Origin of the sequence: Bacillus zhangzhouensis, assembly GCF_000715205.1 — a bacterium.
Classification (GTDB): Bacteria; Bacillota; Bacilli; order Bacillales; family Bacillaceae; genus Bacillus; species Bacillus zhangzhouensis.
In genome coordinates this window covers 45,931-67,100 of the sequence record NZ_JOTP01000011.1, presented here as the reverse complement: position 1 = coordinate 67,100, position 21,170 = coordinate 45,931, and the positions used below count along the sequence as shown (strand labels likewise).

At 42.1% G+C, this 21,170-nt stretch carries 20 protein-coding genes and 1 riboswitch; of the genes, 4 read left to right on the top strand and 16 right to left on the bottom strand.

All coding sequences use genetic code 11. The annotated features are described in order from the left end of the window. The gene (locus BA70_RS10910; RefSeq protein WP_008345541.1) at positions 1-384 is read left to right on the top strand and encodes a VOC family protein; all 384 of its coding nucleotides are present in this window, start codon (positions 1-3) and stop codon (positions 382-384) included. Positions 385-526: 142 nt separating this feature from the next. On the opposite strand, the gene BA70_RS10905 is transcribed toward BA70_RS10910, so the two are convergent. The 3 genes from BA70_RS10905 to BA70_RS10895 all read right to left on the bottom strand — a co-directional run bounded on the left by BA70_RS10905 (position 527) and on the right by BA70_RS10895 (position 2,731). Continuing rightward, positions 527-1,255: an amino acid ABC transporter ATP-binding protein gene (locus BA70_RS10905; protein WP_034321915.1), complete on the bottom strand. Its 729-nt coding sequence runs from the start codon at positions 1,253-1,255 to the stop codon at positions 527-529. After that, on the bottom strand, positions 1,252-1,896 hold the full coding sequence (locus BA70_RS10900) for an amino acid ABC transporter permease (RefSeq protein WP_024423856.1): 645 nt from the start codon (positions 1,894-1,896) through the stop codon (positions 1,252-1,254). The genes BA70_RS10905 and BA70_RS10900 overlap by 4 nt, the downstream gene beginning before the upstream one ends. A gap of 70 nt (positions 1,897-1,966) precedes the next feature. Beyond that, entirely contained in the window at positions 1,967-2,731 is a 765-nt protein-coding gene (locus BA70_RS10895; RefSeq protein WP_034321913.1) for a transporter substrate-binding domain-containing protein, read from the bottom strand. 529 nt (positions 2,732-3,260) lie between these two features. Here BA70_RS10895 and BA70_RS10890 point away from each other — a divergent pair. Together BA70_RS10890 and BA70_RS20320 are read left to right on the top strand one after the other, a co-directional pair. Beyond that, the gene (locus BA70_RS10890; protein WP_034321910.1) at positions 3,261-4,346 is read left to right on the top strand and encodes a Rap family tetratricopeptide repeat protein; all 1,086 of its coding nucleotides are present in this window, start codon (positions 3,261-3,263) and stop codon (positions 4,344-4,346) included. A gap of 19 nt (positions 4,347-4,365) precedes the next feature. After that, the gene (locus tag BA70_RS20320; protein ID WP_167331433.1) at positions 4,366-4,515 is read left to right on the top strand and encodes a hypothetical protein; all 150 of its coding nucleotides are present in this window, start codon (positions 4,366-4,368) and stop codon (positions 4,513-4,515) included. 60 nt (positions 4,516-4,575) lie between these two features. Here the strand turns inward: BA70_RS20320 and ywaC are convergent, their stop codons facing one another. The 5 genes from ywaC to BA70_RS10865 all read right to left on the bottom strand — a co-directional run bounded on the left by ywaC (position 4,576) and on the right by BA70_RS10865 (position 10,825). Continuing rightward, complete coding sequence (gene ywaC / locus BA70_RS10885) at positions 4,576-5,208, bottom strand: GTP pyrophosphokinase YwaC (RefSeq protein ID WP_034321907.1); 633 nt, start codon at positions 5,206-5,208, stop codon at positions 4,576-4,578. 93 nt (positions 5,209-5,301) lie between these two features. Beyond that, the gene (locus tag BA70_RS10880; protein WP_034321904.1) at positions 5,302-6,315 is read right to left on the bottom strand and encodes an ABC transporter permease; all 1,014 of its coding nucleotides are present in this window, start codon (positions 6,313-6,315) and stop codon (positions 5,302-5,304) included. After that, on the bottom strand, positions 6,312-7,808 hold the full coding sequence (locus tag BA70_RS10875) for a sugar ABC transporter ATP-binding protein (protein ID WP_034321901.1): 1,497 nt from the start codon (positions 7,806-7,808) through the stop codon (positions 6,312-6,314). Before BA70_RS10875 ends, BA70_RS10880 begins: the two co-directional genes overlap by 4 nt. Positions 7,809-7,880: 72 nt before the next feature. Then, a complete protein-coding gene (locus BA70_RS10870; RefSeq protein WP_034321898.1) occupies positions 7,881-8,999 on the bottom strand; it encodes a sugar ABC transporter substrate-binding protein in 1,119 nt (372 codons plus the stop codon). A 169-nt stretch (positions 9,000-9,168) separates the two neighbouring features. Further along, a riboswitch (SAM riboswitch) is annotated at positions 9,169-9,279 on the bottom strand. Positions 9,280-9,397: 118 nt separating this feature from the next. Then, a complete protein-coding gene (locus BA70_RS10865) occupies positions 9,398-10,825 on the bottom strand; it encodes a DUF1565 domain-containing protein (protein ID WP_034322077.1) in 1,428 nt (475 codons plus the stop codon). A 369-nt stretch (positions 10,826-11,194) separates the two neighbouring features. Here BA70_RS10865 and BA70_RS10860 point away from each other — a divergent pair, with 369 nt between their 5' ends. Beyond that, positions 11,195-12,286, top strand: a complete 1,092-nt coding sequence (locus tag BA70_RS10860) for a branched-chain amino acid aminotransferase (protein WP_034321895.1) — start codon at positions 11,195-11,197, stop codon at positions 12,284-12,286. Between the two features lie 536 nt (positions 12,287-12,822). On the opposite strand, the gene BA70_RS10850 is transcribed toward BA70_RS10860, so the two are convergent. From BA70_RS10850 to BA70_RS10815, 8 genes are all read right to left on the bottom strand, one after another. Next, entirely contained in the window at positions 12,823-13,221 is a 399-nt protein-coding gene (locus tag BA70_RS10850; protein WP_034322074.1) for a hypothetical protein, read from the bottom strand. Between the two features lie 116 nt (positions 13,222-13,337). Then, positions 13,338-14,666: a 6-phospho-beta-glucosidase gene (locus tag BA70_RS10845; protein WP_034321889.1), complete on the bottom strand. Its 1,329-nt coding sequence runs from the start codon at positions 14,664-14,666 to the stop codon at positions 13,338-13,340. Then, positions 14,663-14,989 (bottom strand): PTS lactose/cellobiose transporter subunit IIA, encoded by a 327-nt coding sequence (locus tag BA70_RS10840; RefSeq protein ID WP_034321886.1) that lies wholly within the window; start codon positions 14,987-14,989, stop codon positions 14,663-14,665. Before BA70_RS10840 ends, BA70_RS10845 begins: the two co-directional genes overlap by 4 nt. Positions 14,990-15,015: 26 nt before the next feature. Next, positions 15,016-16,365, bottom strand: a complete 1,350-nt coding sequence (gene celB / locus BA70_RS10835) for a PTS cellobiose transporter subunit IIC (protein WP_034321883.1) — start codon at positions 16,363-16,365, stop codon at positions 15,016-15,018. A gap of 14 nt (positions 16,366-16,379) precedes the next feature. Further along, entirely contained in the window at positions 16,380-16,685 is a 306-nt protein-coding gene (locus BA70_RS10830) for a PTS sugar transporter subunit IIB (RefSeq protein ID WP_008355465.1), read from the bottom strand. A 122-nt stretch (positions 16,686-16,807) separates the two neighbouring features. Further along, positions 16,808-18,751: a BglG family transcription antiterminator gene (locus tag BA70_RS10825; protein ID WP_034321881.1), complete on the bottom strand. Its 1,944-nt coding sequence runs from the start codon at positions 18,749-18,751 to the stop codon at positions 16,808-16,810. A 239-nt stretch (positions 18,752-18,990) separates the two neighbouring features. Next, positions 18,991-19,605, bottom strand: coding sequence for a class F sortase (locus BA70_RS10820; RefSeq protein WP_034321878.1), 615 nt, complete (start codon positions 19,603-19,605; stop codon positions 18,991-18,993). Between the two features lie 60 nt (positions 19,606-19,665). Continuing rightward, positions 19,666-21,057: a hypothetical protein gene (locus BA70_RS10815; RefSeq protein WP_034321877.1), complete on the bottom strand. Its 1,392-nt coding sequence runs from the start codon at positions 21,055-21,057 to the stop codon at positions 19,666-19,668. Between the last annotated feature and the right edge of the window lie 113 nt (positions 21,058-21,170).

Genomic DNA, 21,170 nt, shown 5'->3' with positions numbered 1-21,170 from the left:
TTGACGACATTACGCTTAGATCATACAGGTATTATGGTCACGAATATTGATCAGTCCATTGATTTTTATGAAAAGGTTGTGGGCATGAAATTAAAGGATCGGATCACTCATACAAACGGGGTAATTGAGCTTGCATTTTTGGGATTCAAAGACGAAGCAGAAACAGAAATTGAGCTCATTCAGGGCTACAGCAGTGACCTGCCATCAGAAGGAAAGGTTCACCATCTCGCCTTCACAACAGACAATATTCATGCTGAATTCAACCGTATTCAAAAGTTGCAAATTGAATTAATTGATGAAGAAATCACGACATTGCCAAATGGATATTGCTACTTCTTCTTCAGAGGACCCGACCAAGAATGGATTGAATTCTTCCAGCGCTAATATTTCCTAGGAAATTTGGTTTCGGAAACTGTCCCTGGTCACTACCTTGATATCAGTGGAGATTTTTCACACACATGTAAAGGAAGATACCTTTTACAGGAAAAAAAGAGTAAGAGCATGTATATCTGCTCTTACTCTTTTTTTATAGCACCTTACTAAGGAATGATTTTGTACGCTCATGCTGTGGGTTTCCAAAGAGTGCTTCCGGTTTGTCTTCTTCGACGATATAACCGCCATCCATAAAGATCACGCGGTCCCCTACCTCTCTTGCAAAGCCCATTTCATGTGTGACCACAATCATCGTCATGCCTTCGACTGCTAATTGTTTCATAACAGCTAATACATCCCCAACGACCTCAGGGTCAAGTGCCGATGTCGGTTCATCGAATAATAGCACTTTCGGGTCCATCGCCAAGGCTCTTGCAATGGCGACACGCTGTTTTTGTCCACCAGATAATTGGTTAGGGTAGCTTTTGGCTTTGTCTTTTAAGCCGACCTTTTCAAGCAAGTCTATGGCTTTATCGACTGCCTCCTTTTTTTCGACGCCTTTTACCTTAATTGGTGCGATCGTGATATTTTCTAAAACCGTTTTATGAGGAAATAAATTAAAGTGCTGAAACACCATGCCAACTTCTTGTCGTACTTTATTGATGTTGACCTTTGGATCTGTAATCGTATGTCCATGGACAACGACTTCTCCAGCAGTAATATCCTCTAATTTATTAAGACATCTTAGAAACGTGCTCTTTCCTGATCCAGAGGGACCAATGACACACACTACTTCCTTTTCCTCAATGACTGCATTAATATCCTTTAGTACTTCATGATCTCCAAAGGATTTCTTTAAATTTTTCACCGTAATCATACTCATTTGATATCAAATCTCCTTTCTGCATAGCTAGCCAGTAGAGAAAGTAAATAAATGATCACGAAATAAATGACACCGACAATGAGCCAGACATTCAAAGGATCAAATGTGGCCGATGCTTGAACTTGTCCTCGCTGCATAATATCGGCGATCCCGATAATAGATAAGAGGGACGTATCCTTCAAGCTGATAATGGCTTGATTTGTAATCGCTGGAAGCATACGGCGAAATGCCTGCGGAAGGACAATAAAGCGCATGTTTTGTCCCCCTGTAAAACCTAGAGAGCGTGCGGCTTCTGTTTGTCCTTTATCAATGGATTGAATTCCTGCACGAATAATTTCTGAGAAATAAGCCCCCGCATTAATCGCTACTGTAATAATCCCTGCCGGCACTCGATCAAGCGAAATGAATTCAAGTGTATTCAAACCAAAATAAATGAAGAATAGCTGTACGATAAATGGGGTACCTCGAATGGCATTTACAAAAACGAGCGCAATGAAATTCAAGATTTTAAATGGTGACAGGCGGAATAATGCCACAATTAAACCGATGATAAATCCTAAAATGATAGCAACAACAAAGATATATAAAGTGGTTTGCAAACCATCCATTAAATACGGAAATGCATTAATAATCGTATCCATGTTTCTCCCTCCCTAATTCACATACGGTGTACACATAAAGAAAGCGCGCTCGAAGCGCGCCTCGCTTGTGTTATGACTTCAAATATTTATCAATAATTTTGTCATATTCACCGTTTTTCTTTAGGTTCTCTAGGCCTTTATTGATTTTCTTCAATAAGTCTTGGTTTTTCCCCTTCATCACAGAGATACCGTATTGGTCCCCATTCAAACGGTCTCCAACTGTTTTCAATTTTAAATCTTGTTGGGCGATCGCATACGTAATGACAGGATAATCCTCGATCAATGCATCTGCATTTCCGTTCGATACTTCTTGGAACATAGATGGACTGTCATTAAATTGAACAACTTCATACCCATATTTATCTGCGTTATCTGATGCAAATTTTGCACCTGTTGTCCCATTTTTAACAGCTAGCTTTTTCCCCTTTAAATCATCAATTGATTTGATACTGCTGTCCTTTTTCACGACAACTGTCAGTCCAGCGTCGAAATATGGATCTGAGAAATCTACTTTCTTTTTACGCTCATCTGTAATACTCATCCCGCCCATTCCCACATCAAGCTGACCTGCTTGCATCGCTGGAATGATTCCTGAGAAGTCCATTGCTTCAAGCTTCACTTTGAAATCTTGGTCCTTTGCAATCGCGTTAATTAAATCAACGTCTATTCCTTCATATTGACCATCCTTTTCAAATTCAAATGGCGGATATGTTGTATCTATCCCAATTTTATATGTACCTTTGCCTTCTCCCGAACCGCTGTCCGATTTTGATCCACAGGCTGCCATGACAAGCACAACAATTAGTCCCATGATCAGTAACATCGATTTCTTCATAAAACAAGACCCCCTATTGTCAGTTTTATCTAAATATTCGCAATAACAATATTACTATACCACGCTAAAGCTATGGTGTGTGATGTTTTTTATCAATACCAATGATCCATACAATTATAGATCAATAGTCTCTTTAAATTTTACTTTTTTGCGAATAACTCATTTTATTCTGAAAGAAGAGTGATTCACAATCATGATGTAAGATAATCTTACGAAAAAATGAGGCTACACCTTGAAAATCGCCGTTTCTTTCTAATCTATGAAAAAACACTCATCAACCGCCTTTCTCTCTCTATTGATATTGTGATATATTTTTTCGAAAACCCTCTTTTTACCTAAAAAAATGTAAGCGTATTCAAAAATCCTTTAAATCCCTTTATTTTTCACTATTGGTTGAATTTACATCAAAAAACATGTTTTACAAATTGCGAGAGAGCGCTTAAAATATAAGAAGATACTTAATATGGAAAGTTGATTCAAATGATCGGAAATCGAAATAGGTGGAGAGATGAAGAAAGGAGGATATGAATTGGCAGAAACAGGGGTTTTGTCGTCCGTTGATGTAGCGAATATGCTAAATGACTGGTATGTTATGATGAAAAAAAGAGAGATTCAAGAAGCGATACAGCTAAAAGAAGACATTCTTCAAGCGTTTGATCGAATGGAAGAGAATCAAGACGTCTTACTTTACTATCAATTACTAGAATATCGTTTTAAGGATCTCATCGAAGATACAGCTTCGTTAGATCATAGTCTTTTTGTAGATGAAAATGCGATCCGTACGGATGATATGCTCAGCTACTATTTCTATTTCTTTAAAGGCATGTATGAAATGCGCAGAGGAAATCAGGATACAGCATTTCATCATTTAAAATTGGCCGAGGATAAATTAGACCTCGTGCACGATGACATTGAAAAAGCAGAATTTCATTATAAAACTGGGTGTCTATACTATAATATCAGGTCCACGCTTCTCTCCATACACCACTTAAAGATGGCTTCATCTATTTACGACGCAGATCCATGTTATGTGAAAAAATCAATCAGCTGTCAAATGATGCTTGCTTTGAATTATGCTGATCAATCGAAATATGATGAGGCAGAGACGCTGTTTGAAGAAGTGATTCATTCACTAGAACAGGTGGAAGACCCAGACTTACTTGGTCACGCGTATTGCAATGCAGCCTTTATTAAAAGTTTAAGAAATGAATACAGTAAAGCTGTGCCGCTCCTAGAAAAAGCTTTATCCATTGAAACATTCGAAACGTCTTCTCCAGGCGGCTATTTACTTGCCATGTATGCCTACACAAAAGCACTATTTAAGCTGAAAAAGCCTGGTTTGTTCCACTATTACGTACAGCTTTCACTTCACAAAGCAGAAAATTTAAAACAACGAAACATTTCACTTAAATTATCCATTTTAGAAACACTCATGCTTCAACCAGACAACATGATCGAGCAAATCAAGTCTGATTGTGATCAATTAGATTCAATGAATTTCCTTGTCGATCTTGAAGCCATCTGTCAGGATATAGCAGCTTACTTAACGGATAATGGGCTTCATGAAGAATCCACTTATTTTTGGAACAAGGCGTTGTCATTAAAAACTTGTTAAGAATATGGAGTGATGTATGATGAAGAAATGGCTCATCACAAGTGCGATTTTCACGCTCTTGATAACAGGTATTTCCATTGGCTCTTCTACTCAAAAAGACAGCCAATCTGCACAATCTCAAGACAAGGATACGATCATTCAAAAGAGAGATCGCGGAACCAACCCTTAATATGGAAGCCTATGAATAAAAAGAGTAGCTGTGATCAAAAACAGCTACTCTTTTTATCTGCTAATCAATTTCTCGTTTGATATTTTGCATTTTTTCATCTAAGTAATGGGCGATATCTGCCGCTTCCTTCAGTTCATCGGTGAGCTGATGAGGGACATCGTTTTGCAGTTTATAATAGATTTTATGTTCAAGACTCGCCCAGAAATCCATCGCAATGGTCCGCACCTGAATCTCGACCTTCACATGCTCCACACGATTCGTTAAGTAGACAGGAATCTCAACAATTAAATGAAGACTTCTGTAGCCGTTTGGCTTTGGATGTTGAATATAATCCTTCACTTCAAGGATCTTTAAATCCTCTCTTTGCCTCAATACATCAATAATGTTATAGATATCCTGAATAAAAGAGCAGATGATGCGGACTCCAGCGATATCATGAATATGCTCCTTCGCACATTGTGTGGTGATGTCGCATCCCTTTCTTGCTAGCTTATTCACGATGCTCTCAAAGGATTTGATCCGTGATTTTGTATGCTCTATTGGGTTGTGTCCATGGATTAAATTATATTCCTGACTAATAATCGAAAACTTTGTATCCATTTCATCTAACGCAAATTTATATACTAATAATTCATTTTTCCAGTCTTCCATGACACTTTTCAAATCTTCTACATGAGTTGCTGACATATTCATTCTATTTGTCATCTCCTTTTGACAAACGGCGGTTACACCGCTTTCCGTTTACTAGACGGAGAGAGGACGCGAATGGTTTTAAAAAAATACCCGTTAGCCACGCTGCTTGTAATACGTCAGCGCCAGCGCAAGTGCAAGCACCGATCCTTTCACGATGTCCATCGCATAGTAAGGGACAGACATCATCACAAGTCCATTTTGTAAAATACCGATGAGCACAGCACCAATAAAAGTGCCAAATGCGTTTGGCTTACCTGCTCCCATGACGGAAAAGCCAATAAAGGCAGCCGCTACTCCATCCATTAAATAAGGCGTTCCAGCGTTAATTTCTGCTGTCATCACCCTTGACGCCAGCACAATACCACCTATCGCTGCAAATAAAGCAGACAGAAGATATGCTGCGATTTTGTATTTGTTCACATGAATGCCAGACAATCGAGCCGCTTCCTTATTCCCACCGATGATGTACATAAATCGACCATGCTTTGTGTAGGTCATGAAAACATGCGCAAATAGCACGATGGCTGCCATAATCAAAATGATATATGGCACCTGTCCAATTTTGCTGAAAAAGGCGGGGATGGTACCAGTTGAGAAAGTACCATCAGGCAGCACCATATTTTCAGAAATGGTCGCACCTTTCGTGTAGGTTTGAGCCAGCCCTTGAATGATAAACATCATGGCTAATGTCATGAGCATATCTGGAATCTTCATTTTGACAATCATCCATGCATTCAGTAAACCAACAATGATAGCAGCCGCTAGCGCAGAGAGGATCGCAATCAGTGGGTTTTGCGAGAACCATACAAACATAGAGATCACAATCGCATTCGATAGCGTAGCAACTGAGCCTACTGATAAATCAAAGCCATTCACTGCCAATGATATCGTTAAGCCCACTGCAATGATGGTGACAATTGAGATAGATCGTAAAATGTTGATGATATTCCCTGATTGCAAAAACGCTGGATTCGCTGCCGCAAATACCACGATCAAAACGACAATCGTTAAGATGGTGCCATATTGATAAAAAAAATCAAACAGGTGAAATGATGGCCGCTGTTTTTTGATTTGCTGAACAGGGGCTGAAATTTGTCGTTCGCTCATGATTGTCCTCCTGTTGAATGATATAAAAGCTCTTCTTCAGTCGTTGGTGCGGTCATTTCCCGGGTAATGCTGCCATCATATAGCACGTATACTCGGTCTGCAATGCCCGCAATTTCCGCCAGCTCACTTGACGCATAAATCACGGACTTTCCTCGGGCGGCAAGTTCTGCAATAAGAGAGAAAATGTCTTTTTTCGCTCCAACGTCTACCCCTTTGGTTGGTTCATCAAAGAGATACACATCCGCCTCAGCTAGCAGCCATTTTCCAATGGCAATCTTCTGCTGATTTCCACCAGATAAATGCTTTACCTTCGCCTCAAGAGAAGGCGTTTTGACGCCAAGCCGTTTGACGATTTCACCTGCTGCCTGCTTTTCCTTAGGACGATGTAAGAAGCTGAGTATCCGTGAGAATGAGCGAAGACTTGCAGCTGTTAGGTTCCATCCCACGGTTTCTTCCGTCAAAATTCCTTCTTTTCTCCGCTCCTCGGGAACAAGTGCCAAGCCGGCTCTCACTGCTTGATGAGGCGATTTGATTTGAATGGTTTTACCATGAAGCTGCACAGTGCCCATCTTTTTTTCTGAGGCGCCAAAAAGGGCTTTGCACAACTCTGTTTTACCAGCACCGACAAGTCCTGCAATCCCGAGAATTTCTCCCTTTTTCACATGAAGATGAATGTTGCTTAATTTATGCTGGTCGTATAACTGTTTCACTTCAAGCACAATAGGTGCATCCTTCAAAGGTGTACGGGGCGGGAATTGCTCCTCTAATGGTGTGCCTAGCATTTCCTCAATGACCTGCTGGGGATTTGTGTCTTTGACGAGGTGTGCTGCCACATCGGTTCCATTTCGCATCACAGTCAGCTCATCACAGATATTGAAAATTTCGGGCATTCGATGCGAGATAAACACAATACCCGTTCCATTTTTTTTCAGTTGATCAATCATTGAGAATAACTTGCTTGTTTCTGCATGACTAAGCGGAGCAGTTGGTTCATCTAAAATTAAAATGCTGCATTTGATCGAAACGGCCTTGGCAATGAGCACCATCTGTTTTTCTGCAAGTGTCAGATCACTCACAAGACGTTTTGTGGAGATGTCGATGTCCATCTCTTTTAATAGTTGAGCCGCCTTGCGATGAAGCTCTTTCCAGCGGACAAATGATTTTTTCTCAATCTCATGCATCATCATGTTCTCACCAACACTTAAATAGGGAACAAGAGCCGTATCCACTTCTTGATGAACTGTCTGCACACCGTATGAGGCCGCATCCTTCGGTGTTTGAATCGATGCAGTCTTGCCATTGATGTGGATGGTTCCCTCAAAATGCGAATGAGCGCCAGAGAGAACTTTCATTAACGTTGATTTCCCAGCACCGTTCGCCCCAATCAGCGCATGGACCGTGCCTTTTTTTAATGTGAAATTCACTTGATCCAACGCCTTAACCCCTGGGAATTCAATCGAAATGTTCTTCATACAAACAAGCGGCGAAGTCATAGGTTTCCTCCTTGTCTATTGATCGTCATTTGAAAAACGAAACACCCTCTATGGAAAGAGAGTGTACGTTGTTTATTTTGCATAATGTTTCTTCAAGGTCTTCATCCAATCTTCTTCAAAAGCAGTAGATGATCCGAATCCTTTTACTTCATCTGCAAGATTGACCATATTGATGGCCTTTCCTGCATCCTGAAGCTGCTTTTGTGAAATGAGAGAGGCCTCAAGGTCATAGGAAGATGGTGTTTTCTCTCCAGCTATTTTCTTCGCAAGAATCCTCACGTCAACTGCACCAATGAGCTTCGGATCAACCGCTGCTGTGTACTTCCATGGGCTGTCTTTCGCTGTCATTTCCTGAAGGTCGGCATTTGACACATCAATACCGTAAATCTTCACTTCTGTTCTTCCGGCTTCCTTTAAGGCTCTTGCCGCACCAATAGCAAATGCGTCCCACGTGGCAAAAATAGCGTCAAGCTTGCCCTTTGGATATTTATTCAACATAGCCGAAACCGCATTTTGTGTTTGAACTGATGTATCAGAGGCCGCAACGCCAAATCGGTCAAGTTCCTTGATTCCTTTATACTGTTTGAGCGTTTCTTGGTACACTTTGTTTCGTCTCACCATTGGTGGAAACCCATCTACCCAGAGGTACGCAATATTTGCTTTTCCTTTAAAATCAGACACGAGAGCATCTAATGATTTTTTCGCTAATTGTTCGTCATCTTGTGACGTCACTGTGACTCCTTTGATGTCCTTCAGCTTAGGATTCGAATCAAAGGCCACAACGGGAATGCCTTTCGCTGTGATCTTTTTCACATCAGCGACTGTCGCCTCATCGTCCCCATGAGAGATGATAAAGCCATCATAGTTTTCTTCTAGCGCCTGAGAGATCGCATCATGGAACTTCGCTGTATCCCCGTTTGCTGTGTACACGTCCACCGTAAAGCCTAGCGCTTCACCTTCTGCCTTTGTTCCAGCTAGAAACTGAGCCGTATGATCATCACCGCCGATTTTACGGATGACTTTAATTTTTGCTCCCTGTCCCTTTGCAAAGCGCTTCGGTACATTGTCAAAGGAAACTTTTTCGTCCGCATTCGCCTTTGAGCCTGAGCTTGATCCTGCTCCACAACCTGCTAATAGGACGGTTAGGATCGTCAATAATACAAGAGATGATGTCCAATATTTACGTTTCATTGCTGTTCCTCCTCGAGTTGTTTTATTTTTCACATCGGAAAACTAGGTAAAAAAGTAAGAAAACGCCAGTAAACCAGTGGATTGCTTCTAAAATAGAAACAAAAAAGCCTCTCTTGATGAAGAGAGGCTTTATCACCGTTGCATGAAACATGTATCGGGAAGTCTTCCTCTCTTATCTGTCAAAGCTGTCACAGCTTTGCAGGAATTAGCACCAATTTCTAAAAATAGAAACGGTTGCTGGGCGTCATAGGGCCAGTCCCTCTGCCTCTCTTGATAAGAGATCCGTTATAAAATTTGTTTTAGTTGAAATGTCTTCTTTACTTTAATGCGATGTCACGCCAATGTCAATGACTTTTTTGAATATTTCCAAAATGATGCGTTCGTGGCCATTGACTTGATTAACTGCCGATGATTTTCTTAGCAGGTGATGATTTCTTTAGACGAAAATCATATTTTTTCTCATTCACATATTGTGGATTGAGGTGTGCTGATCCTTTATCTTGACCGCTTTTAGAGCGATACGTTTTGTAGCCTTCCATCCATTTTCCGCGCCATACCCACTGTGATGCTTTCGCGCCTTTGCGGTCATCATAGACGTTCTTCTGGAATGTATTCTTTTGGTTGATTTGATACAAGTTCACGACTAAGTAATGCGATGCACTAGCTGTCATGATATTATTCGTGATCCGATTGTTCACCGATTGATATTGCATGAGCAATTGACCGCCTTCTAGGCCGGCTGTGTCATTTTTGTACAAAATATTATGTGAGATGGTCGTGTTTGTTGTTCCGCCCCTCTTCTTGTCATAGCCGCCAATTGAAATGCCTGTATAACGGTTCAAATACACTTGATTGTGCTCGATGCGAATGCGATCCGCCATTTTCCCTTTATGCTCACTTGTGACTTCAATCCCAAGGTCATTGTGATGTGTGATGTTATGATCGATCACAATGTCTTTCCCGCCATCAACATAAATTCCGCCAGCGGAGATGTCCTTGCCGTAGGCTGGATTCCCATAACTCGTAATCTCATATACTTTGTTTCTAGATACGACACCATTTCTGACCTGATCATATTTTTTAGAAGGTGCTACGTTCTCAAAACCAATTAAATCAATGCCAATATTATCAGTGTGCCTAACCGTGTTATGTGTCACGCGGAATTTTTTGACGTTCCCGTTTAACACAAGGGCTTCACTATAGCCTAGCTTCAATTTCTCCACGGTATTTCCTTTGATTTCGATGTCTTCAATCGCTGCTGGTGCTTTCGTTCCATAGACCGCAATGCCATGCGCATTCCCATTTTTATGTGTTGTCTGAATGTCGTGCACACGGTTGTTGAGCAGTTTGACTCCTTTGCCGCTGCCTGTGACGAAAATACCGACTGGCGTGACATCTTCTTTCTTCGTTTTGATATGTCCGACTGTCAGACCTTTAAGGGTGATATAGCTTTTTTGATCAATTTTGACAAGACCGCCGTCTGCTTGATTTCCTTTAAGGGATGCTCCGCTAATGACAGGCTTTTCTTTTCCATAAGCTTGAAAGACAACTGATGCTTTCTTTGTTCCTGAATGGCGGACAATCAACTTCTCTTTGTATGTACCGCCTCTCATGTTAATCGTTGCCCCAGCTTTAGCCATACTTGCCGCTTTCTTCAGTGTGCGGAAAGGTTTTTGCTTCGTTCCCGGGTTTTTGTCGTTTCCGTTTGTTGCCACGTAATAAGTTGTGCCTTGATTGGCGCCAGCCTCCTCTGTCATCGCTTGACAGCCAAAGCTGATCACAGTCATGAATAGAATCAGTAAGATACCTGGTATCATTCGTTTCATCTCGTTGTTTGCTCCTTTCACTTCTCTTCTTCCTTTATCGGTTAAAAAAAAGAGGAATTAAAATATGACGCTGCCCCTTGCAATGTACTGGTCAAAAGGTGTATGGTTGAAAGAATATCTTACAGGAAAACCACTCGTTTCTAAATTGTCAGATTAATCAGTTAATAACGAATTTGGATTTTATTTCTTCTTGAAAAAGGGGTGACATGAGCCAAACTGACGGCAGAGGGGAGGAAAGCGCTTTAACAGATTTTTCTTGTCTGAATTCCAGAAAACCTATTGCTAATATTTTGTGAAGGTATAGAATAGAATCATAATTATTTCATATTATTAGAATTTTCAAATAATCAAACAGCAAGGAGATTTACGATGCCAAAACAACCCATCCGCGTTGAACTTAGTTCAACCAAAAAACCAAAACCTCAATCTGATCAACTTGAATTCGGAAAGATCTTCACAGACCACATGTTTGTGATGGATTATTCAATTGATAAAGGCTGGTACGATCCAAGAATTATTCCTTATCAGGCGATTCCAATGGACCCAGCTTCTATGGTCTACCATTATGGTCAATCGGTTTTCGAAGGCCTAAAGGCTTATGTTTCCGAGGATCAAAAAATTCTCTTATTCCGTCCGGAAAAGAACATGGAACGCTTAAACAGATCCAATGACCGCCTGTGTATCCCACAAATTGATACAGAAACGGTTTTAGAGGGCTTAAATGAACTCATTCGTATTGATAAGGATTGGGTACCTGATGCAGAGGGCACTTCCTTGTATATTCGTCCATTCATTATTTCCACTGAGCCTTATTTAGGCGTTGCACCGTCAAGCACGTATAAGCTGCTCATTATCTTATCTCCAGTGGGATCATACTATAAAGAAGGCATTCATCCGGTGAAAATTGCCGTTGAAAACGAGTTTGTCCGTGCCGTTAAGGGTGGAACAGGAAATGCCAAAACCGCTGGAAACTATGCCTCAAGCCTGAAGGCACAGCAAGTCGCTGAAACCAAAGGGTTTTCGCAGGTTCTTTGGCTTGATGGGGTCGAGAAAAAGTACATTGAAGAAGTCGGCAGTATGAATATCTTCTTTAAAATCAATGGAGAAATCGTGACGCCTGAATTGAACGGCAGCATTTTAGAAGGCATTACACGTAACTCTGTACTTGAGCTATTAAAGCATTGGGAGATTCCAGTGACAGAACGCAAAATTTCAATTGATGAGTTAATTGAAGCACATCAATCAGGCGAACTTGAAGAAATCTTTGGAACTGGGACGGCGGCCGTGATCTCTCCTGTCGGTGAATTAATTTATCACGATCAGCCATATGTCATTCAAAATGGTCAAACAGGCGAGGTATCAAAGAAATTGTACGAAGCCATCACTGGCATTCAAAAAGGAACACAGCCAGACATCTTCGGCTGGACAGTAGAAGTCGATTCGGTCGTCAAGCAAGCTTAAGCATGTGAAAGAACCTTTCATTTCATGTAGGGTTCTCAGATTGTTGACAAAGGGCTAAAATGATCTTTATTTTAGCCCTTTGTCTTCTTTTCAGCGTGATTGAAAACCTTTGAAGTCTAGGAAGGACGAGCACTGGAGCGGAGCGAATTTGACATTCGTGAGCACCGGCGCGCAGGACTGACACCGAATGCGAGGGTTTGTCTACACGCTGAGAACCTTTCATTTCATGAAGGGTTCTTTTTTTGTTTATTTCCCCCTCTAACATACCTTATAATGGAAATTAGACGCTTATTCCACACATAAGGAGTGATGGTATGTTTTTTACTTACCTACTAGCTATATGTGGGATCATCATTGGATCATGTATAGTAGCTACAGGTTTCGAGGATTCGCCGTTCCTCACTCGGTTTGCATTTAAGTTTCTGGGGATTTCTACCATTGTCCTTTCCATTACTTTTGTAAAGTATCGACGAAAAAGATTACTCCATCAAAAGACGAAATAGACTCATTTGCACACTTGATCTGACAGCATTCCATCAAATCGTGCACCAAAACAAGATCGACACACACACAATCACCCCTGCATACACCCACTGTTTCCCTTTAATGACACGCTTTCTTTCGATCAGCAAAAAGATTTCTGGCAAAAAGATGGCGATGATTTCAAGTGTAAAGACAAGATTGTAAGCAAACGGCATCGACTGGAAATCAAAGTCTCTTTCATCTCCCCCAACCGTTGCAAGATACATCAACAAGTTGGTCACTGGGATGGTGAAACAAACGAGCAGGCGAAGTACATACATCCACACATAGGATTTATGTCGAATGAGACCAATAAATGAAGCGATGATGCCATACAAAAACAGCACCACTGTGCCATAACTCATAACAGGATGAACGACAAAACCGTAAAGCATTAAACCAATTGCAACCATATGCCAACAGTCCTTTCTTTGAAGCAGTACGTGCTGTTTTTCTATCATACACTTCTTTCTCCAGTTTCCATATGGTCAAATCATAAAAAACGACCCCATAAAGGGGCCATTTCATTTTACGCATTCACTGATTTGAAGAATTGCGGTAAATATTCACGATGCGCTTCAAGCATTTCATCTAACATTTGCTTTGCAATTTCGTCAGATGGGACAAGCGGATTGATCGTCATGGCGACAAGAGCCGTCTCGTAATCTCCTGTGACTGCCGCTTCTGCTGCCACACGCTCGAATGATTTGATTTGCTGAACGAGCCCTCTCACTGCCACAGGCAGATCACCAGTCGCGATTGGTTTTGGTCCGTCCTTCGTAATGATACAGTTCACTTCCACTGCTGATTCAGCTGGAATACTGGCAATCGCTCCTCTGTTCACTGTATTCACGGGTTGAATGTCATGCTTATCATTATAGATCGAGCTGATTAAGTTACATGCCGCATCACTGTAATACGCCCCGCCTCTTTTTTCGAGCTGCGGTGGTTTAATCGATAAATCAGGGTCTTTATATAGCTCAAATAATTCTTGCTCGACTTGCTGCACAACCTCTGCTCTTGTTCCTTTTTCTTGGGCCGCCTTTTGCTCTTCTTCCAGCATATCTTTCGTTTTATAGTAATAACGGTGATACGGACATGGGATAACCCCTAAGCCTTTGACAAAAGATGGCTCCCAGTTTTTCGCTTCGATATTTTTCATGGACCACTGGCTATTCGGATTTCCTAGTTCATCGAGCACCTGATCCATAATGCTGACCCCGTCTAAATACACGTCTAATCCATAGACCATGTGATTGAGGCCGGCGAACTGCACCTCGATCCGTTCAACATCCACATCTAGCGCCTTGGCAATCCCCATTTTGATCCCAATCGGCACATTGCATAGACCGACCACTTTTTTCAGATTTGTGTACCGTAAAACAGCTTCTGTGACCATGCCCGCTGGATTTGTAAAGTTCACAAGCCATGCATCTGGACAAAGCTCTTCCATGTCCTTCACGATCTCTAGAATGACTGGGATGGTGCGAAGTCCTTTAAATAAACCGCCTGGTCCGTTTGTTTCCTGTCCAATAACGCCGTATTTGAGCGGTATTCTCTCATCCTTTGCCCGTGCTTCCAGCAGTCCTACACGAAATTGTGTCGTGACAAAGTCTGCGTCCTTTAGGGCTGCCCGGCGGTCAAGAGTCAGGTGTACCTCAATCGGTAGACCGGCTTTTTCGACCATACGTTTTGCCAAAGCACCCACGATGTTTAACTTCTCCTGTCCTGCTTCAATATCCACAAGCCATAATTCCTTTACAGGCAATTCATGATACCGTTTAATAAAACCTTCAACCAGCTCAGGCGTATAGCTCGATCCACCGCCTATTGTGACAATTTTGATTCCATCTTTCATGAATTGACACCTCCGAGTTGCTTCATTTTTTCATGGAGCTCTATGATTTCCGCTGCAAGCTCCTTGACGGTCATGGCGTTCATAAGATGATCCTGTGCATGAATCATTAAGAGACTGATGTCCGTCTTTTCTCCTTTGATTTCTCCTTGGATCAGCTCTGTCTGTGCGTGATGCGCCTCATTTAACGCGTCTTGTGCTTCCTGCAATTTTTGCTTCGCCTCATCAAAGTTGCCTTGTTTTGCACATGTAATGGCCTCCATTGCTGAGCTTCTGCCATTTCCACCGTGTAAGATGAGTTGAAACACAATTTGTTCCATTTCCATCGGCCGCATCCCCCTTGTTCCCTCTATTACATGTTGACGACATTTTCATCAGTTGATGCTTTTGTTTCTAGCTCACTTTCTTCTTTCCATTTCTGCTTATCCCACATTCTAAAGAACGGGTAGTATAGAGCAAATGACAGCGCGAGGTTGATCAGTTGCATAACAGCGCCAGAGATTTTCCCGCCTGTTGCGAGATAGCCTGAAATGATTGGCGGCATTGTCCATGGGACAGCGATTCCTGCCGGTTTAGCCACAAGTCCTGTGCTCATTCCGATATATGTGGTGATGATCATCATGATTGGCGTGAGGATAAACGGAATGAGAAGCATTGGGTTCATCACAATCGGCATTCCAAAAATGATCGGTTCGTTGATGTTAAAGATGGCTGGCCCAATGGCAAGTCGGCCAAGCTGTTTCATTTGTTTACTTCTAGCACGTAAGATCATCGTCAGCACCAAAGCAAGTGTCGCGCCGCTTCCGCCGACATTGATGAAAATTTCAAAGAACTGCGCTGTGAAAATATTCGGCAGCACTTCTCCTGCTTGAAACGCAAGACGGTTCTCATCCATCGCACCGAGCCAAATCGGACCCATGACGCCGCCGACAATTGTTGCTCCATGAATACCGCATGCCCAAAGGAGCATTTGCACACCCACGGCGACGATACTCCCGCCTAAACTTCCACCAAGAATGGAAAGCGGTGTGCCAATTAAGACGGTGATGATATTATGAATACTCTCAAAAGGTGTCATCTCAATCACAAGTCTCGTGACCCAGATCAGCGTGATCACCACAAAACCTGGAATAAGTGCGATAAACGATTTACTGACTGCTGGCGGTACACCATCAGGCATTTTAATGACGATATTCCGCTGTACAATGAAGCGGTAAATTTCTGTTGAAAGCATGGCAATAATCATGGCGACGAATAACCCTTTACTGCCCATCAGTGTGACCGGAATTCCGCCATTCACTAGGATGGCTTCTGTTGAGCCTTCAGGTGTGAAAGGCACTTGATATGGCGTGGCCAAAAGGAAAGCCGCGACAGCGATCGCACCAGATGATAGTGCATCAACGGCATACTTTTCAGCAAGCCTGTAGGCAATCCCAAAGGTTGCAACAAGTGCCATAATGTCAAAGGTTGCATTAACAGGATAGGATAGTTTCGTGGCCCATTCGTCTCCAAAGATACTTGCCATAAAATCGCTGTATCCTGGAATCGGAAGGTTGGCCAAAATGAGAAACAGTGAACCGACAATAATGAGAGGCATGGTTAAAACAATTCCGTCACGCAATGCTTGTAAATGTCTTTGAGCGGCAATCTTCCCTGCAAACGGCATAACCTTCTCTTCTAGAAATCGGTTGAATCCATTCATCCCTTCCGCCCCCTTTATCCGTTCACTAGCTGTTCAGCAGATTTTAGAACCTCTGCGCCATTACACACGCCATAATGCACGGTATTAATGACGTCTACTGGAATCCCTTTTTCTTCCCCGAGCTTTTTCATTTGTGGTAATAAATATCGAACCTGAGGTCCTAATAAAAGCACATCGGCTTGATCAATATGACTTTTTGCAGCATCTCCAGAGACCGCCCAAATGCGATAGTCTTTTCCTTGTTCTTGTGCGCTTTTCTCCATTTTTGTGACAAGTAAGCTTGTTGACATACCTGCTGCGCAAACCAATAAGATGTTCATGTGTAAACGCCCCCTTTTAAAAGTGTGAAGCTTTTCTTTACACATTCATCATATTATGAAACCGCTTTCATAAACACCTATACTTTTTCCTTTAGGAAGCGGAAAAAGTTCATATCACACTGTTAGCTCTTGTACGAAGGGGCCTTTTTATACATGATATCGAGCATGTCTTCAAATGTATCACAGGCGATGAGATGCTGAATGAATTTCACATTATGCACAAGCTCTCCCAGCAGCCGGTACATCCCTTTTAAATCTTTGGCGTTCTCTTTTTCGACACAAAGCAAGCAGACAAATTGAACCTTTTTTTCTCCCCAAATGATGGGTTTTTCTAATGTACATATCGCCCAAAACGTTTCTTCTGTCAGTGGGGTCATAGGGTGCGGAATTGCTGTATAATGCCCGAAGGAGGTAGGTGCTGCCTCTTCTCTTTCCATCACAGATGGTGTGAGCTCTGCTGGTGCTAATCCCATGTCGATGACTTTTTGCGTGAGAAAGGTCATGACGTCTTCCTTTGTTTGAAAGGCACGTTTTGTAAAGACCAAATCCCTTTTCATATATTGAGAGGCCAATGTCACTCTTGTTTCATTCGTCAGGGCTTCTTCAATTTTTAAAAAGTCGCCGCCTCCTAAAATGGTGTTCACTTGAATGACTGGAATCGGTAAATCCATATGAATAGGAATCGTCGTAATAATCAAATCCAGTGCATGTAAAGAGACATGCGGAAGTGAATAAAGCTCTGCTGTTCCTAAAATGGTCAGCTTTGACCCAAATTTTGACCGCAAACGATCCTGCAATAGCCTTGCACTCCCTGCACCAGATGCACAGACAATGAGACATCGCTTCGGCGGAATCTCCATTTTCCTACGCTCTAAAGCAGCACCAAAATGGAGCGCCATATATCCGATTTCATTCTCATGAATCGATAGACCCGCCTCTTCTTCAATGACTCTGCTGGCAATAATCCCTGCTTCAAAGGCAAGTGGATACCCCGCTTTTATTTCATCAAGCATCGGATTTCTTAAGTTCATTCCATATTTACACCGGTTCATGGCCGGCTTTAAATGCAGACTGAGTCCAATCATTAATTCCGCATCATCAGCTAAATCAAGTTGCAATTTTTGATCAATGGCTTTCAGCATGAGCTGCACAAGATGGCTCGTGTCATCATCCACAATTTGTGTTTGACCGCTCGATGAAAAGGACTGTACCATTTTGGCTGTTCCTAGCAAATGAATGGCGATATAGACGATCTCCTCTTGTGGAAATGAGACAGCGAGCAGTCCTTCGAGACGTTCCACCATTTTTTTGGCTACCTTGTATTCCTTTGCCCTCGGAATTTCGTTGATTTCCTCTGGAAGAACAGATACATAGTTTCCGTGTCTAATCCGTTTACAGGCAATGGCGACATGGACAATTAAATTATTCACACAAATGTCTGATAGATTCATTCTTTCTTCATTGATATAATCAATCATTGTTTTATGAATCAATTCCAGTTCATGTTTTGGCAAAATGGTGGCAGCTGTGTTTAGCATCGTTTGATAGGAACGGCGCTCGTTGAATAAATATTCTGACATACAATACCGGATTTTCATCTCTGATCCTTTAATCCGGCAACCTTTGCTCGGCTTCGCTTCCAGCTTCAGATCAAAGGGTTCAAGCTTGCGTTTGACCCATTTCACATCGTTACTCATTGTCGACTTACTAATAAACAGCTGCTCCTGTAAATTTTCTAGCTTCACATACGCTTCTGCCAGAAGAAGCTTTTTTAAAATAAACCGAACACGCTCCTCCGGCAGAACGGCAAGCGGCTCTTCCTGTTCGACCTCCTCCTTCATAAAACGGCGAAAAGCATTCTCATCCTTGATCACCAGCTTATAGCCAGCTCCTCTAACAGCTGCTACTGCCGCTTGATAAGGGGCAAGACGGTCATTTAGTTCCTTGATGTCTGTACGAATGGTACGGCTTGTCACTTGTAAGCTGACAGAAAGTGCAGCGCTTGTGAGAGGGGTCTCAGCTGCCATCAGCTGACTTAAGATGTGCGCCAGTCTTTTACTCAGCATCATATCGGCCTCCTTATGTAAGGGTGGAGAATCTGCCTTGTCTGGACAGGTTGTATGCGCTTGCAGTTCTCTTCATCACTCATATTCTACTGAAAAGAAATAAAAATTGCCAATTCATTTATATGACAAATGCCCCTATTTATACGACTAACCATATCTAATGACCTACGAATCTTCTTTTTAGATGTTTCTTTGAAAACGACGAAAAAAGGCGTTACACCTTCGTGTATCCGCCTTTTTTATGAGGAGATGAGCTGTGTAAATACAACCAATCTTTTTTCATGTGTACCTGCTGCATGATCAAATGTCCCAGTACATGTGATTAAATTGAGATTCCGTGTAAAAGCGTACCCGAAAAAAGCATTTGGCTTCTCTTCACGCGGATAGCTTTGCACTTTGGTGACTTCAAAGGTTCGCTTTTTTCCTGACGAAGACATCACGATCACCTTGTCTCCCTTTTTCAGATCCTTTAGTCGATAAAAAACAGATGGCCCCCATTTGTTATCAACATGACCATTCATGACAGCATTCCCTTTATCCCCTGGCTTCGGACCATCTTCAAACCAAGCCGTGTTGTCAGTATGTTTGGGGACACCCATACTGCCATCCTTTGATAAAGCCGTTTTCTCCACTTTTGCTTTGACATCAATAGCGGGAATAGCAATTTCAGCTGGGACAATACCAGGCGGCTCGCCTTTTAACGTATCGTTTGAGTGGCTCTGTTTTTCAGCTTGATTTGTGGTCATTTTCTCAGGAGGTGATGTTGTTTCTGAGGATGACGATTCATCCATAGCATGTGATGCACAGCCTGTGATGATGAGAAGCGCGAGAATACCCACTAGCCATTTTTTCACACAAGTCGGCCTCCTTTTAAAGAAAGGAACGGCACGGTCGTGCACGCTCCCCTCTTGTCTTTATGATTTTGAATTTGATGTCTTGCGGCGAATGAAGAAGAACGCACCCGCTGCACCTACAGCTAAAATAAGACTAGCGATCATCCCAGCAAAAGCTTCATATGACATGCCTAAAGGACCGGCAGTACCTCCCATTCCTGTTTTCGGCATTTCATTTGGCATTTTGGATTTGAACAGTTCAGGATGCTGGTCGACAATAGCTGTTGCCACATCTTGACCAATCATGAACATATGGCCATACGCCTCTCTCACTGTCGGATAAAGCTGATCATATTCCCCCTGATGATAAGACGTATACGTTTTGATCAGCTCATCAATATGTGTTTTCAGACCAGCTTCTAAATCAGCCGCCTTCAAACGTCCATCTGTCGCTTGATCTAAAAACTTCGCTTGCTTCATCCGGTAAGCATCTAAATCTTTGACGGCCTTCTCCTTCGCTTTCTCGTCCCCTGATGCATCCGCTTTGACATAATCAACTAAGTAACCGATATGGCTTGACCAAATTGTTTTAAATTGTTTTCCTGCATCCTTTCCATAAACAGATGCAATGGCATCAGATAAATCATTTGTATTTTCATTTAAAGCAGCAGCTGCTTGGTCAAAGTCCTTGCTGCCATCATTTCCTTTTTGCATGGCAACAACCGCCAACGCCAAATGCTCTGAGAACAAGTAATTTAAATCCTCACGAAGATCTGCAGCTGGTGTATCCACTGATTTTTGATCAAATTTCCCAGGAAATTGATCTGTGATCGCCCATGACACGCCTTTTCCCACTTCAAACATATGATGAATGGATTTTCTAACCGTTTCGTAAGTCGTATCAAAATCCTTTTCAGTGTAGCTGTCAAAAGCTCTCAGCAGTTCATTGACATGCATCTTTAAGCCTTCCTCAAGCTCACTAGCTTTCAATCTACCGTCTGTGGCTTGATCGAGCATATCGGCTTGTTTCAACCGATATTGATCAAGCTGCTTCATTGCTTTCTTTTTACCTGCCTCATCATTTTTCGCTGTGGCTTGTACATAATCAACAAAGTAGCCGATATGGCTTGACCAAATGTCTTTGAATTGTTTCCCTGCTTTTTTACCGTACACAGAGGCGATCGCATCTGATAAATCATTCGTGTTTTCATTTAACGCCGCCGCTGCTTGATCGAAGTCTTTACTACCGTCAATTCCCTTTTGCATCGTGATCACTGCTAAATAGGCATGCTCTGAGAACAGCTGATCTAGTGCTGCTCGAAGATCCGTTGCTTTATTTGACACCTCTTGTGATGAAGACGTCTTCTTTGCATCACCATGCATATGTCCTTCGTGTGCACTTGCAATATGAGCCGCTGGGAATAGTAATGCTGTGCTAAGCGGGATGGTTAAAATAGCTTTTTTCATGATCATCTGTTATTGCCTCCTCTTTCCGTTTGTTATGTACTTAACGGAGAGTGGCCTGAATTGGATCATTCGAATCTATAATTTTTTCTTTCACCGCAGGTTCTGTATATGATTCCATA

Excerpts from the sequence above, each read along its gene's own strand:
- BA70_RS10905 (WP_034321915.1), bottom strand. The coding sequence starts at position 1,255 with ATGAGTATGATTACGGTGAAAAATTTAAAGAAATCCTTTGGAGATCAT.
- BA70_RS10900 (WP_024423856.1), bottom strand. The coding sequence starts at position 1,896 with ATGGATACGATTATTAATGCATTTCCGTATTTAATGGATGGTTTGCAA.
- BA70_RS10895 (WP_034321913.1), bottom strand. The coding sequence starts at position 2,731 with ATGAAGAAATCGATGTTACTGATCATGGGACTAATTGTTGTGCTTGTC.
- BA70_RS20320 (WP_167331433.1), top strand. The coding sequence starts at position 4,366 with ATGAAGAAATGGCTCATCACAAGTGCGATTTTCACGCTCTTGATAACA.
- ywaC (WP_034321907.1), bottom strand. The coding sequence starts at position 5,208 with ATGAATATGTCAGCAACTCATGTAGAAGATTTGAAAAGTGTCATGGAA.
- BA70_RS10880 (WP_034321904.1), bottom strand. The coding sequence starts at position 6,315 with ATGAGCGAACGACAAATTTCAGCCCCTGTTCAGCAAATCAAAAAACAG.
- BA70_RS10875 (WP_034321901.1), bottom strand. The coding sequence starts at position 7,808 with ATGACTTCGCCGCTTGTTTGTATGAAGAACATTTCGATTGAATTCCCA.
- BA70_RS10870 (WP_034321898.1), bottom strand. The coding sequence starts at position 8,999 with ATGAAACGTAAATATTGGACATCATCTCTTGTATTATTGACGATCCTA.
- BA70_RS10865 (WP_034322077.1), bottom strand. The coding sequence starts at position 10,825 with ATGAAACGAATGATACCAGGTATCTTACTGATTCTATTCATGACTGTG.
- BA70_RS10860 (WP_034321895.1), top strand. The coding sequence starts at position 11,195 with ATGCCAAAACAACCCATCCGCGTTGAACTTAGTTCAACCAAAAAACCA.
- BA70_RS10850 (WP_034322074.1), bottom strand. The coding sequence starts at position 13,221 with ATGGTTGCAATTGGTTTAATGCTTTACGGTTTTGTCGTTCATCCTGTT.
- BA70_RS10845 (WP_034321889.1), bottom strand. The coding sequence starts at position 14,666 with ATGAAAGATGGAATCAAAATTGTCACAATAGGCGGTGGATCGAGCTAT.
- BA70_RS10840 (WP_034321886.1), bottom strand. The coding sequence starts at position 14,989 with ATGGAAATGGAACAAATTGTGTTTCAACTCATCTTACACGGTGGAAAT.
- celB (WP_034321883.1), bottom strand. The coding sequence starts at position 16,365 with ATGAATGGATTCAACCGATTTCTAGAAGAGAAGGTTATGCCGTTTGCA.
- BA70_RS10830 (WP_008355465.1), bottom strand. The coding sequence starts at position 16,685 with ATGAACATCTTATTGGTTTGCGCAGCAGGTATGTCAACAAGCTTACTT.
- BA70_RS10825 (WP_034321881.1), bottom strand. The coding sequence starts at position 18,751 with ATGCTGAGTAAAAGACTGGCGCACATCTTAAGTCAGCTGATGGCAGCT.
- BA70_RS10815 (WP_034321877.1), bottom strand. The coding sequence starts at position 21,057 with ATGATCATGAAAAAAGCTATTTTAACCATCCCGCTTAGCACAGCATTA.